General features: G+C 64.3%; 13 protein-coding genes. 7 read left to right on the top strand and 6 right to left on the bottom strand.

The window, feature by feature from the left end; genetic code table 11:
- The first annotated feature begins 109 nt into the window (after window positions 1-109).
- Window positions 110-1,327, top strand: a complete 1,218-nt coding sequence (locus MYCSP_RS04250) for an HNH endonuclease signature motif containing protein (protein WP_088413247.1) — start codon at window positions 110-112, stop codon at window positions 1,325-1,327.
- Here the strand turns inward: MYCSP_RS04250 and MYCSP_RS04245 are convergent.
- Window positions 1,256-1,870: a TetR/AcrR family transcriptional regulator gene (locus MYCSP_RS04245; RefSeq protein ID WP_088413246.1), complete on the bottom strand. Its 615-nt coding sequence runs from the start codon at window positions 1,868-1,870 to the stop codon at window positions 1,256-1,258. The genes MYCSP_RS04250 and MYCSP_RS04245 overlap by 72 nt on opposite strands.
- Before the next feature lie 66 nt (window positions 1,871-1,936).
- On the opposite strand from MYCSP_RS04245, the gene MYCSP_RS04240 reads away from it, so the two are divergent.
- Both MYCSP_RS04240 and MYCSP_RS04235 read left to right on the top strand, forming a co-directional pair.
- Window positions 1,937-2,380, top strand: coding sequence for an MmpS family transport accessory protein (locus MYCSP_RS04240; protein WP_083013792.1), 444 nt, complete (start codon window positions 1,937-1,939; stop codon window positions 2,378-2,380).
- On the top strand, window positions 2,377-5,220 hold the full coding sequence (locus MYCSP_RS04235) for an MMPL/RND family transporter (RefSeq protein ID WP_088413245.1): 2,844 nt from the start codon (window positions 2,377-2,379) through the stop codon (window positions 5,218-5,220). Before MYCSP_RS04240 ends, MYCSP_RS04235 begins: the two co-directional genes overlap by 4 nt.
- On the opposite strand, the gene MYCSP_RS04230 is transcribed toward MYCSP_RS04235, so the two are convergent.
- Entirely contained in the window at window positions 5,192-5,986 is a 795-nt protein-coding gene (locus MYCSP_RS04230; protein WP_083013790.1) for an ArsR/SmtB family transcription factor, read from the bottom strand. The genes MYCSP_RS04235 and MYCSP_RS04230 overlap by 29 nt on opposite strands.
- A gap of 19 nt (window positions 5,987-6,005) precedes the next feature.
- A complete protein-coding gene (locus MYCSP_RS04225) occupies window positions 6,006-7,517 on the bottom strand; it encodes a flavin-containing monooxygenase (protein WP_088413244.1) in 1,512 nt (503 codons plus the stop codon).
- Window positions 7,518-7,589: 72 nt separating this feature from the next.
- On the opposite strand from MYCSP_RS04225, the gene MYCSP_RS04220 reads away from it, so the two are divergent.
- From MYCSP_RS04220 to MYCSP_RS04205, 4 genes are read left to right on the top strand one after another with little or no spacing between them, the layout of a single operon-like run.
- The gene (locus MYCSP_RS04220) at window positions 7,590-8,258 is read left to right on the top strand and encodes a TetR/AcrR family transcriptional regulator (protein ID WP_070913545.1); all 669 of its coding nucleotides are present in this window, start codon (window positions 7,590-7,592) and stop codon (window positions 8,256-8,258) included.
- A gap of 25 nt (window positions 8,259-8,283) precedes the next feature.
- Entirely contained in the window at window positions 8,284-9,381 is a 1,098-nt protein-coding gene (locus tag MYCSP_RS04215; protein ID WP_070913546.1) for an alcohol dehydrogenase catalytic domain-containing protein, read from the top strand.
- Window positions 9,378-9,821, top strand: a complete 444-nt coding sequence (locus tag MYCSP_RS04210) for an acyl-CoA thioesterase (RefSeq protein ID WP_083013787.1) — start codon at window positions 9,378-9,380, stop codon at window positions 9,819-9,821. The genes MYCSP_RS04215 and MYCSP_RS04210 overlap by 4 nt, the downstream gene beginning before the upstream one ends.
- 6 nt (window positions 9,822-9,827) lie before the next feature.
- Complete coding sequence (locus tag MYCSP_RS04205) at window positions 9,828-10,490, top strand: enoyl-CoA hydratase/isomerase family protein (protein WP_088413243.1); 663 nt, start codon at window positions 9,828-9,830, stop codon at window positions 10,488-10,490.
- 24 nt (window positions 10,491-10,514) lie between these two features.
- Here MYCSP_RS04205 and MYCSP_RS04200 read toward each other — a convergent pair whose 3' ends face one another.
- From MYCSP_RS04200 to MYCSP_RS04190, 3 genes are all read right to left on the bottom strand, one after another.
- Window positions 10,515-10,952 carry a hypothetical protein gene (locus tag MYCSP_RS04200; protein WP_083013785.1) on the bottom strand — a complete coding sequence of 146 codons (438 nt, stop codon included), beginning with the start codon at window positions 10,950-10,952 and terminating at the stop codon, window positions 10,515-10,517.
- Entirely contained in the window at window positions 10,949-11,377 is a 429-nt protein-coding gene (locus tag MYCSP_RS04195) for a MarR family winged helix-turn-helix transcriptional regulator (protein ID WP_070913550.1), read from the bottom strand. Before MYCSP_RS04195 ends, MYCSP_RS04200 begins: the two co-directional genes overlap by 4 nt.
- Before the next feature lie 89 nt (window positions 11,378-11,466).
- Window positions 11,467-13,041: a hypothetical protein gene (locus MYCSP_RS04190; protein ID WP_088415433.1), complete on the bottom strand. Its 1,575-nt coding sequence runs from the start codon at window positions 13,039-13,041 to the stop codon at window positions 11,467-11,469.
- Between the last annotated feature and the right edge of the window lie 92 nt (window positions 13,042-13,133).

Genomic DNA, 13,133 nt, shown 5'->3' with positions numbered 1-13,133 from the left:
CTTCAACCTACAGGTACATAAGTCCGTCCCATAAATTTCTTCTGCCACAACAGTTTCTGCAGTCACATTGCTCTGTCTACTTGTCGGTGGGGGTCGTTAGTATTCGAACATGGGTTCGATCGAGGTGTTGGAGGCAGCAGTTGATGCCTTCTGCGCGGGGTCTTTTGACGAACTCACCGCCGCCGAGGCATTGGCGGTTTTGGCGCGTTTGGAGGTGGGGCAGCGGCGGTTAGCTTCGCGGGGGCTGGGTTTGATCCCCGCCGTGACCGGGCAAGCATCGCCGGTGCAGTTAGGTGGCACCTCGTTCCCGGACGTGGTCTCCCGACGGCTGCATATCAGCAAGGGTGCGGCGCGACGGCGGATCGCCGATGCCGAACTGTTGGCGCCGCGCCGGGCGTTGACCGGCGAGGTGTTGGCGCCGGTATTGCCGAACGTGGCTGGCGCCCTTGAACGCGGTGATGCCGGCGAGGAACACGTACGGATCATCCGTCAGTTCTTCGACCGGCTCCCGGTAGTGGTCGATACCCCCACTCGCGAGGCGGCCGAGGCACAACTTGCCGTCATGGCCACCCAGTTTCGGCCTGAGCAACTACGCACCGGCGCCGAACGCTTGATGGCGCTATTGAACCCCGACGGGCAGTTTTCTGATGCCGATCGGGCCCGGCGCCGCGGAATAGTGATCGGGCAGCAAGGCTTTGACGGCATGTCGGCGATCTCGGGACTACTCGACCCACAGACGCGTGCCTATCTGGATGCGGTGTTCTCGAAACTGGCCGCACCCGGCATGTGCAACCCGACCGATCACACCCCACTCGTGGACGGCGAACCGGCAGACGATGCCGCTGAGCGCGATACCCGCACCGTGGCGCAGCGCCACCATGACGCCCTCCGCGCCACCCTGCGCGCCCCCCTGGCCTGCGCAGAGCTGGGCTCACACCACGGACTACCGGTCACCGTCATCGTCACCACCACATTGACCGAATTGGAGGACACCGCAGGCATCGCCACCACCGACCAGCGAATCGTGCTGCACGCCAAAGACCGCGGCTGCACTCACCCCGGCTGCCCAGTACCCGGATATCTGTGCGAAGTCCACCACATCGACGAATGGACCCACGACGGCCCCACCAACATCGACAACCTCACCTTCGCCTGCGGACCACACCACCGCCTCCTCAACCAAAGCTGGATTACTCGAAAACATAAGGACGGCACCACCGAATGGATACCCCCACCACAACAAGAGATGGGAGCTTTAGAGCTTCCGGGTCAGGCTGGGCATGATGACGCCGTCCACCAGCGTCCGGACGGTGTCGGCTGTCGGTGACCTCACCGGCAGTAACGAGCGGAACACCAGATACCCGGGCATCAGATCCCAGAGCTCCTCGTTGACGGCGGCCGCGTCGATCTCGCCTCGTTCGACCGCCGCGGCCAGTACGTCGTCAATCAACGACTTGCGCTGATCGACGAACTTGGTCCGAAAGGCCTTGGTCAAAGCGGGGTTTCGTGCGATCTCGTTCAGCAGCCCGCGCATGACGGGCGTGTTGCGCCGGACATCCGCGAGCGCATTGGTCCCGATCTGCATCAGGTCCTCGCGTAGCGAGCCGGTATTCGGCCTGACCAGTTGTGCGCGCATTCCTTCGATGAAGGCTGCCAGCACCAACTCGGCCTTCGACGGCCAGCGCCGATAGATCGTGGCCTTGCTCGCCCTGGACTCGGCCGCCACCTCGTCGACCGACAGTCGGTCGTACCCATGCTGTTGCAGCAGACGCAGGGTGACGGCAAGCAGCTCGACTTCACGCGGAGTCCACGGAGAAGCCTGCCGCCCCTTTGTCGCTCTAGTCAACCCCGTTGACACATCAGCTGCCATACGAGTACGGTACCGTACCGTTCCACAAAAGTCGGGCAGCCGACCGTCGAGAGGACGTGAGCGCTGGTGCAGGGCTGGTTCTGGACTCTCCTCAAACGCTGGTGGACGTTCCTCGTCGCCGCCGCGGTGGTGGCGGTGGTGGTTTTCGGGGTCACCCGGCTGCACGGCGTATTCGGCTCGAACATCGAACTCTCCCGCCCAGGCACCGAGGCCATGGAGAACACCAACTACAACCCCAAACGCGTACTGCTCGAGGTCTTCGGCACGAGCGGGAGCACCGCGACCATCAACTTTCTCGATGAAATGGCTCAGCCGCACCGCGTCGACAACGCGCCGCTGCCCTGGTCGCACGAGCTGGTCACCAACGACCCCACCCTGTTCGCCGACCTGCGCGCGCAGGGCAGCGGCGAGGTGACCGGCTGCCGCATCACCGTCGACGGCATCGTCAAGGACGAAAGGACTGTCACCATCGTGAACGGCTACACCACCTGCCTGGACAAGTCCGCATGAGTGCCGATCACGCCCAAGAGTCGCGAGCCGCCACGATCATCCGCCGGCTCGCGGTGCCGATCATCTTGATCTGGGTGGCCATCGCGGCGGTGACCAACGCGACGGTGCCACAGCTGGAAGTGGTGGGCGAGGAACGGTCCGCCCCACTGAACGCCGCCGACGCACCGTCGACGCTTGCGATGAGACATATCGGCAAGGTCTTCAACGAGTTCGACTCGGACAGCTCGGCCATGGTCGTCCTCGAGGGCGACAAACCCCTTGGCGCGCAGGCCCATCAGTTTTACAACACGCTGGTGCAGCGGCTGAACGACGACCGCGAACACGTGCAGCACGTCGCCGACTACTGGGGCGATCCGATCACAGCGGGCGGCTCGCAAAGCAAGGACGGCAAGGCCGCCTATGTCCAGGTCTACGTCGCAGGCAACCAGGGCGAGGCACTGTCCAATGAGTCCGTCGACGCGGTGCGCCGCATCGTGGCGGACACCCCCGCCCCGGACGGAGTCAAGGCCTACGTTTCCGGAGAAGCCCCAACCATTACCGACCAATTCGAGGTGGGCAACGCGGGCGCCGCCCAGGTCACCATCATCACCTTCGCGGTGATCGCGGTCATGCTGCTGGTCGTCTACCGCTCGCTGACCACCACGGCATTGGTGCTGGCGATGGTCATGGTGGAGCTCTCGGCCGCTCGGGGAATCGTTGCGGCACTGGGTCATACGGGCGTCATCGGACTGTCGACCTACGCGACGAATCTTCTGACGATGCTCGCCATCGCCGCCGGCACCGACTACGCGATATTTTTCGTCGGCCGCTATCAGGAAGCACGTTCAGCGGGCGAGGAACGTCTGGTCGCCTACCAGACGATGTTCAAGTCCACCGCCCACGTGATCATCGGATCGGGCCTGACCGTCGCCGGTGCCTTGTTCTGCCTGTCGTTCACGCGCCTGCCCTACTTCCAAACCCTTGGCCTGCCCGCGGCTCTCGGCGTGCTGGTAACGCTGGCGGCGGCGCTCACCCTGGCGCCGGCCGTGTTGGTCGTCGCCAGCCGCTTCGGCCTGATGGAACCCAAGCGTGCGATGCGCACCCGCGGGTGGCGACGCATCGGCACCGCCATCGTGCGTTGGCCCGGACCGATTCTCGTTGTCTCGTCCGTGGTCACACTCGTCGGACTGCTCGCGCTGCCGGGGTACAAAACCACTTACGACGGTCGCATCTACATGCCGAGCACGGTCCCGTCGAACATCGGATACGCGGCGGCCGAACGTCACTTCTCCGTGGCGCGCCTCAACCCCGAACTCCTCATGATCGAAACCGATTTCGACATGCGCAACCCCGCAGGCATGGTCCTGCTGGAGCGCGTCGCCAAATCCGTCCTGCATGCCCGCGGCGTGGCGCTGGTTCAATCGATCACCCGCCCGTTGGGCACGCCGATCACGCACTCATCCATCCCATTTCAGATCAGTGCCTCGAGCGCCAGCCAGCTGATGAATCTCTCTCAACAGCAGAACCAAGCCCTGTACTTGTCACAGCAGGCCGATCAGATGACGCAAACTATCGCGGTGCTGAGACAACAACTGGCACTCCAGAAACAAAGCGCCGCCATCACGCACGAACAAACCCAGGGCTTCCAGCAGACCGTGGCCGTGGCCGAGGACCTACGGGACAAGATCGCGAATTTCGACGACCAGTTCCGCCCCATCCGCAATTACTTCTACTGGGAGCCGCACTGCTTCGACATCCCCTTCTGCGCGGCGCTGCGATCGATCTTCGACGCCCTCGACGGTATCGACGAACTCGTCGACGCACTGAAATCGGTCACCGGGAGCCTCGACAAGCTCGACGCGCTACAGCCCAAACTCGTGGACCTGATACCGCCGCAGATCGCCATTCAGGAGAAGAACCGCGACCTGACCCTGTCGAACTTTGCGATCAACAATGGCACCAACACCCAGAACGAAGAATCCACACGCACTGCCACCGAATTGGGCAAGGCCTTCGATGACGCGAAGAATGACGACTCGTTCTACCTACCCCCGGAAGCCTTCGACAACCCCGCGTTCAAGCGCGGCATGAAACTGTTCATGTCCCCGGACGGCAAGGCCGCGCGGATGATCATCACCCACCAGGGGGACCCGCAGACCTCCGAAGGCATCGCGCACATCGACGCGATCAAGGAGGCGGCATTCGACGCCGTCAAGGCGACGCCGTTGGCCGACGCCAAGATCTACGTGGCCGGAACCGCCTCGGCGTACAAGGACATCGCCGACGGCCAGAAGTACGACCTACTGATGGCCGCCTTGGCTTCGCTCGGCCTCATCCTGCTCATCATGATGTTCCTGACCCGCAGTCTGGTCGCGGCCCTGGTGATCGTGGGGACCGTGGCACTGTCGCTGGCGGCATCGTTCGGGATGTCAGTGGTGGTGTGGCAGTACATCTTCGGCATTCCGCTGTACTGGGTCATCTTCCCGCTGGCGGTCATCATCCTGTTGGCGGTCGGTGCAGACTACAACCTGCTGTTGATCTCCCGATTCAAGGAGGAAACGGGGGCGGGCCTGAAAACAGGCATCATCCGCGCCATTGCCGGCACCGGTGGCGTCGTCACCGCCGCAGGCCTGGTCTTCGCGGTGACCATGTCGTCGTTCATCTTCAGCGATCTGCGGGTGCTCGGCCAGATCGGTACCACCATCGGCCTGGGGCTGCTCTTCGACACCCTGGTGGTTCGGTCGTTCTTGACGCCGGCGATAGCGACCATGCTGGGCCGCTGGTTCTGGTGGCCCCTCAATGTGCGTACTCGGCCGGAGCCGAAGCCGCCGACTACTCGGGTTGCGTCCACGGTTTCGTAGGCAACGGAGCACCGGTCTCCAAGAAGGACTTGAGGTTTGACAGCACGGCCGCCCACCCGCCGCTGGCCTGTGCGTACTCGGCAGGGTCGGCAAGATCGGCATGAGTGACGGTCAGCCGCACGATGTTCTGGTACGGCTGAATCAGGAACGTGACGGTGGACGTCGGAGCGTCGGCGCCGCCCGCCGGGTCCGCCCACGTAGTCACCAGCTTGCGCGGTGGATCGCTTTCCACCACCGTGCCGACCACATCGGCGATGCCAGAGCCGTCCACCCGCTGATGCTCCCACCGCGAACCCTGTTGCCAGTCAGACACGTTCGCGTGTCCCCAATACTGACCACTGAGCTCGGGATCGGTGATGGCCTGCCACACCTTCTCGGGTGTGCTGTTGATATAGGTGGTGTACACGAAAGTTGGAGTTGGAGATTGGGTCATGGGATCCTCATATTCCGCCCGCTGCTTGATAGCACTCAACGCCCGCAAGCGCGGGCGTTCGAACTTGTCGATCCACCGTTCCTGAATCTCATGCAGCGGAACCGGATTGAGATAGTGCAGCTTCTCCCGGCCGTGTCGCACGGTGCTGATCAGGTTGGCGGATTCGAGCACGCCCAGATGCTGAGTCGCCGATTGGCGCGTCATGGCGACGCCCTCGCACAACTGACTCAGTGTCTGACCGTTGTGTTCGTGCAACCGATCCAGCAGCGCTCGCCGAGTCGAGTCGGCGAGCGCCCTGAAGACATCCTCAAGACCAAGATCGGGCCGAGACACCCGATCATTATGCAGGTATTTACCTGCATATTGCAACGGCATCCTTCTGAGCAGCCTTTACCGGACCGGCCGTCGCCGCGCCTGCGGCTCCCGAGCCGAAACGGACGCCCTTGTCGGCGACCTTGCCGTACTTGAGCACGGGCAGCTCACGGAAGTAGTTCTGGTACGAGCGCCACGGAGCCAAGGGCACCTGGTGCGGCACCGCACTCTCCGCGCGGGTGACGTACCCCGAGACCAAGTCCTCCAAGAACGGCAGGCGCACGCTGGTCGGGGGCTCGACCGGCCACACGACCGTCTGCCCCTGCTTGTCCATGTACTTGAGCAGGCGGCAGGTGTACTGCGCCACCAGATCGGCACGCAGGGTCCATGACGCATTGGTGTACCCGAAGGTGAAGATGAAGTTCGGCAGGCCGGTCAGCATCAAGCCCTTGTAGCTCACCGAATCCGCGGGATTCACCTGCACACCGTCCACGACGGGCCTGAGCCCGCCGGCCAGCTGAACGTTCAAGCCCGTCGCGGTGACGACGATGTCGGCCTCGAGTTCCTCACCGGACTCCAGCAGGATGCCCTTGGGCGTGAACCGCGCGATGCGGTCGGTCACGATGGACGCAGTGCCCTTGCGCAGTGCGCGGAACAGGTCCGAATCCGGCACCACACACAGCCGCTGATCCCACGGGTTGTACTTCGGGGTGAAGTGCTTGTCCAGGTCGAAGTCGGGCAACTGCCGCTTCAGGAGTGCACGCAGAATGCCCTTCATCCGCTCCGGGTCACGTCGGCTCGTCTGGTAGCTGATGAAGCTGACCATCTGGTTCTTCCACTTCACGATCGGATACGCGATCGAGGCCGGAAGCTTGCCCTTCAGCGCCACGGCGAGCGCGTCCGTCGACGGCAGTGACACCACGTAGGTGGGCGAGCGCTGCAGCATGGTGACGTGCCCGGCGGTCCCCGCCATTGCGGGAACGAGCGTCATCGCCGTCGCACCACTGCCGATGACGACGACCTTCTTGCCGGCGTAGTCCAGGTCCTCGGGCCAGTGCTGCGGGTGGATCACCTGACCGGCGAAGTCCTCGATGCCCTCGAACTCCGGCGTGAAGCCTTTGTCGTAGTTGTAGTAGCCGGTGCAGGCCAGGAAGAACCGCGTCGTGAGCTCGACGATCTCACCCGCACGCTCCACCTGCAGCGTCCAGAGACCCTGCTCGGAGGACCATTCGGCGCCCACAACCTTGTGCCCGAAACGGACCTTCTTATCCACACCGAATTCGCGCGCGGTGTCGGTGACGTACTCACGAATGGAGGTCCCGTCGGCAATGCCCTTGGTGCTTGTCCAGGGACGGAAGTTGAAGCCCAGGGTGAACATGTCGGAGTCCGAGCGGATGCCCGGGTAACGGAACAGGTCCCAGGTGCCGCCGATGCGCTCGCGCGCCTCCAGCACCACGAAGTCCTTGCCCGGCACGTCGCGGGCGATATGGCAGGCCATGCCGATACCCGAGATCCCGGCACCCACGATGACAATGTCGACATGTTCGGTCATGACAGCTAGGCTATCGACGTAGCGTCGAGAAAGTCAACAGTGTGTCGAGAACTTTATAGAATGCGCAGGTAGATGTCGACAAAAACCGGTGATGAGCCACTCGGGCGAAGAACATCAGCCCCGGCGAGAGGCCGCAAGACCACGCGTCCTTCCGGGGACGAGCGGATACAGGCCATCCTGACCAACGCCGAGGAACTGCTGGGGCAGCGTCCGCTGGCAGATATCTCCGTCGACGATCTGGCGCGTGGCGCCGGCATCTCCCGGCCCACGTTCTACTTCTACTTCTCCTCCAAGGAGGCGGTGCTCCTCACCCTGGCCGAACGGATCATCGAGGAGGCCGACGCCAACGTCGCGAGCATCAACCCCGCGGCGATGACCAGCCCCGCCGAATACTGGCGCGCCGTCATCAAGGCCTACTTCGACGCCTTCGGCTCGCACCGTTCCCTCACCGTCGCGTTGTCTGGGATGCAGGGCGCGGGCACCGAGCTAGATCAACGCTGGTCCGAGGTGACCGAGAACTGGGTCGCCAACACGACGGTGGGCATCGAGGCCGAACGCGCCCGTGGCGCAGCCCCGAACACCATCCCGGCCCGCGACATCTCCATCGCACTGAACCTCATCAACCAGTCGATGATGCGGGCGACTTTCACCGGCCAGCAACCCGCCGTCGCCGACGACGACGTTGTCGATACGCTGCTCCACGTCTGGCTCAATGCGATTTACGGAGGGGTCTGTGTTTGAGAGTCTTCGCGCGAGCGGCTCATCCATGCGCATTCGTGCTGCGGTGCTCCACGCGGCGCCGATCGACCGGCCGTACCGTGACACCCGCCCGCTCAAAGTCGTTGAACTGGAACTCGACCCGCCGGGCCCCGGTGAGGTGCTGGTCCGGATCGAAGCGGCGGGGCTGTGTCACTCGGACCTGTCGGTCGTCGACGGCAACCGGATACGCCCGGTGCCCATGGCGCTCGGTCATGAGGCGGCCGGTGTCATCGCCGACGTCGGCCCCGGCGTTCGTGACGTCTCCCCCGGCGACCACGTGGTGCTGGTGTACGTGCCCAGCTGCGGCGCGTGCAGGTACTGCTCCTCGGGCCGCCCGGCGCTGTGCCCCGATGCCGCGGCTGCCAACGGGCGCGGCGACCTGATCCGCGGCGGCACCCGCCTACGCGATCTGGATGGCAGCGAGATCCGCCATCATCTGGGTGTCTCGGGTTTCGCCGACCATGCTGTGGTGGATCGCAATTCGGTGGTTGTCATCGACAAGGACGTTCCACTGGACACCGCCGCGCTCTTCGGCTGCGCCATGCTGACCGGTTTCGGCGCCGTCACCCACACCGCGTCCGTGCGTCCCGGCGACTCGGTCGCGGTGCTCGGACTCGGCGGAGTCGGCCAGGCCGTGGTGATGTCGGCCGCCGCAGCGGGTGCCGGCGAGGTGCTCGCGATCGACCCCGTTCCCGCCAAACGCGAACTGGCCCTTGAACTCGGAGCCACCAGCGCGTGCGCACCGGACGAAGCGCCGGGCGGTCACGACTGGGTGTTCGAGGTGGTCGGGGCGGCTCCCGTGCTGGAGCAGGCATACGCGCTCACCGGCCGCGGCGGGGGTACCGTCTCCGTGGGACTGCCGCACCCCGATGCACGAATCAGCTTGCCCGCATTGAGCATTGTCGCCGAAGGCCGCAGCATCCTGGGTTCTTACATGGGCTCAGCGCAACCGCAGCAGGACATCCCGGCAATGCTCGCACTGTGGCGGGTAGGTCGGTTACCGGTGGAAAAACTGAAATCGGGCGAGCTGCCGCTGGAGGACATCAACATCGCCCTCGATGCGCTGGCCGACGGCTATGCCGTACGTCAGGTAGTGCGTCCGTGAGTAAGCCGGAACTACCTACCAGGGCCGACTTCCCGGTGCATCGCAGGCACCAAACCCGTTGGGCCGATAACGATGTCTACGGCCACGTCAACAATGTCGTTTACTACGCGTGGTTCGACACCGCCGTCAACGGCTGGCTGATGGAGGCCGCGGGCTGCGATATTCGCGACCTGCCCGCCATCGGAGTCGTCGCCGAAACCTCGTGCAAGTACCTGGCCGAGGTCTCGTTCCCCGATGAGCTGTCTATCGGCCTGGCCCTGGAGCACCGCGGCCGCAGCAGCGTCATCTACAAGCTCGCGGTGTTCAAGGTCGTCGACGGCGTTGTCGAAGACACTCCCCGCGCATTGGGCCGGTTCGTCCACGTCTACGTGGACTCCGACGCCCGCACACCCGTCCCCATTCCCGAGCAAGTAGCAGCAGCTCTCGAACAGTTGAGGTAACGACACATGCCGGCCCTGCAGCGCACCGAAGGTATCTACACCCTGGAACTCGGTACCGACGAAAACCGTTTCACGACAGCGAATATCGAGCAGATCAACGCCCTGCTCGACGAGGTCCTCGCCGACGAAACCCCGTCCGCACTGGTGGTCACCGGCAGCGGAAAGTTCTTCTCCAACGGGCTCGACGTCGACTTCCTTGGTGCCAACCCCGACAAGCTCAGCTGGTACATCACCGAGGTCCAGAAAATCCTGGCACGCTTCCTGGTGTTCCCCACCCCCACCGTCGCCGCCGTCAACGGTCACGCCTTCGGTGCCGGCGCCATGGTCGCGCTGGCGTGTGACTACCGCGTGATGCGCACCGATCGCGGCTTCTTCTGCCTGCCCGAGGTCGATCTCGGCATGCCCTTCACTCCCGGCATGTCGGCACTGTGTCAGGGAAAGATGACGCCCCAGGCCGCCTCGGCCACCATGCCCAGCGGACGGCGCCTCGGCGGTAGCGAATCCCTGAGCTACCAGATTGTCGACGCAGCCGTCGCCGAGGACCAAGTGCTCTCTACCGCAACGAGCTTCGTGACTCCGCTGGTCGGCAAGAACCGGGACACCCTGGGCACCGTCAAGTACGGGATGTACGGATCGATCGTGCCGCTGCTACTCGCCGGATTAGGATGAGCCGCTTGCGCGAAGACCGCCGGATTAGGATGAACCGCTTGCGCGAAGACCGTCGGACTGGGGTCGTGACAGCAGCGCCACGATCGCCAGCGCGACCGCGACAGCCGACGCGGAGATAGCGACCCAGAACCCGTACCCGGTGACGATCGGGGGCTTGATGTTGGCGCGGTAGTACAACAGTTCCAGCGCCAGCAGCCCGAGGGCAAGCACGCCCGCGGCAATCGGCGCGATGCGGGGCAGGATGTGCTGGCCCACCATGCACCCGGCAACCACAAGCAGGACGGAAACCAGCAAGATCAGCTGTCCCGCACCGAATCCCGACGGCAGAATGACCGATCCGGTCGCCCCGCCGATGGCGTTGGCCCTGCCCCCGCCGCTGGCGGAGGTACGCAGCCACGGAAGCCAGACACTGAACGCCATCACCAGACCGGTGAGCGCGATCAGCCACCCGACGCGTCTCACGGCAGTTGGCTCGGGACGCACTTGGCCAGCATCGCCTTGAGTGCGCGCCGCTCATCGGCGGTCAGCTTCTCCATGACCTCGTTCTCGCCGGCGGTGACCGCCTCCACCGCCTTGTCCAGCTGGGTGCTACCGCGCCGCGTCAGGCGGGCAGGCAGCGAGCGACCGTGATCCGCACTCTCTGGACGGCTGATGAGGCCCTCTTCTTCCAACCGGTGCAGGACAGCGTTCATCGCCTGACGGGTGACCATCGCCTGGCGGGCCAGTTCGGAGTTGGACATGCCCGGGTAGGTGCGCAGGATCTGCATGCAGATGTACTCGGGAAGACTGAGGCCGATCGGCTCCAGCCGGGCCGCAACCTTGCCGCGCAGCGATGTCGCGGTACGGGTCAGCAAGTACCCAAGGGTCGCGGTTCCGTCGATTTCCATGTCAATGATGTTGACTTATGTCAGTGTCGCTTACAAGCAGGTCCCCGCGCCGTGTCGGACGCGGGGACCTCTGTGCTTGCTATGCGGGACTACTCCGACGACGCCTTGTGCGACGAGCCACTGGAGGAACCGTTCGAGGCACCCGAGTGCGAGTCGCTCGACGACGAGCTTGAACCGGACTCCGACTTGGTGCTGGACGACGCGGCACTCTCGGGCTTCTTCGCAGTTGAAGAGTCGTTTTCGGACTTCTTCGGCGTGGACGCCGCGTCGGGCTTGGCGTCCTTGGAGTCGGCCTTCTCGCTCTTCTCGCTCTTGTTCGCACCCTCGGTCTTCGGCGAGACTCCGCCGCTGACCTCGCCGATCTTGGTGGACGGAGTGGGCAGCTTGACCTTCGGCACATTGACCTTCGGCTCCGCAGGCTTCGCTGGCTCCGCGGGAGTCGCCGGGTTGGCAGACTCAGCCGGGGTCGCCGGCTTTGCAGGCTCGGCTGGACTGGCCACCTCGACCGGAGTCGCCGGCTTGGCAGGCTCCGCCGGAGTGGTCACCTTGACCGGCTCGACCGGCGTAGCCGACTTGGCGGGCTCGGCCGGGGTCGCCGGCTTGGCAGGCTCTGCGGGCGTGGTCGCCTTGACCGGCTCGGCGGGGGTGGCAGTTTCGACAGCCTTGGCCGGCTCGGCCGGGGTGGTCGCCTTGACCGACTCAGCCGGGGTCTCGGTCTTCACCGCTTCCTCGACAGTGCCCGGCTTGACCACGTCCGCCTTGACGACCTCGGTCTTCGTGGCGCCGGACTCGGCCGCCGTCGCACTCGTCACGAGCTTCGTGGAGGGCGCGATCAGCGACGACGAAGGCGCGACCAGAGAAGAGAGGCCAGGAATGGTCGGAATGGTCGGCAACGTCTGCGACGGAATGCCCGCCAAGTACGACAACACCGCAGCAGGCACACCCGGCAGCTGACCAATGGCCGTCACAAAGTCATTGATCACCTTCTGATTCGCCGCCGCATTCAACTGCCCGGTGGCGTACCAGAAGGGGACATTGAACGGCAGCGTCAACGCCCCACCCAACACCGTGAAAACCGGCTGAATCGCCTGGAACAAACTCGGAGCAGGAGTAGCAGCCGCCGCCACAGGCGTCGCGGCCGCAGTCTTGACCGTCGGAGAAGCAGCCGCCGAAGTCAATCCCGGAATAGACGGAATCGTCGGCAACGTCTGCGACGGAATACCCGCCAAGTACGACAACACCGCAGCAGGCACACCCGGCAGCTGACCAATGGCCGTCACAAAGTCATTGATCACCTTCTGATTCGCCGCCGCATTCAACTGCCCCGTCACAAACCAGAACGGAATGTTGAACGGCAACGTCAACGCCCCACCCAACACCGTGAAAACCGGCTGAATCGCCTGGAACAAACTCGGAGCAGGAGTAGCAGCCGCCGCCACAGGCGTCGCGGCCGGACCTGAAACGCCGGGCAATGTCGCCAGCGAGCCGATGCTCGACGGCGCCAGTGAGCCCTCGTTCGACGTCAGCACATAGGACTGCGTCGAGACGGTCCGGTGTTGTTCCGGACTGGCGTTGAGAGATTGAATCGTAGGCGCCGAGGCCGACGCGGCGATGCAGACACTGCAAACCGCCGCGGTAGCCGTGGCACGAAGGCGAACGCGCACGTGAACCACCCCTTCTGGGCAAAGAATGTGAATAGGCTGGAAGTAACCTGGAGAACTCGGGATAAACGTAGGGCACACTGCACCATGCCGCC

Origin of the sequence: Mycobacteroides saopaulense (assembly GCF_001456355.1) — a bacterium.
Classification (GTDB): Bacteria; Actinomycetota; Actinomycetes; order Mycobacteriales; family Mycobacteriaceae; genus Mycobacterium; species Mycobacterium saopaulense.
Note: the sequence above shows the minus strand (reverse complement) of the source record. Positions and strands in the feature narration are given on the sequence as shown.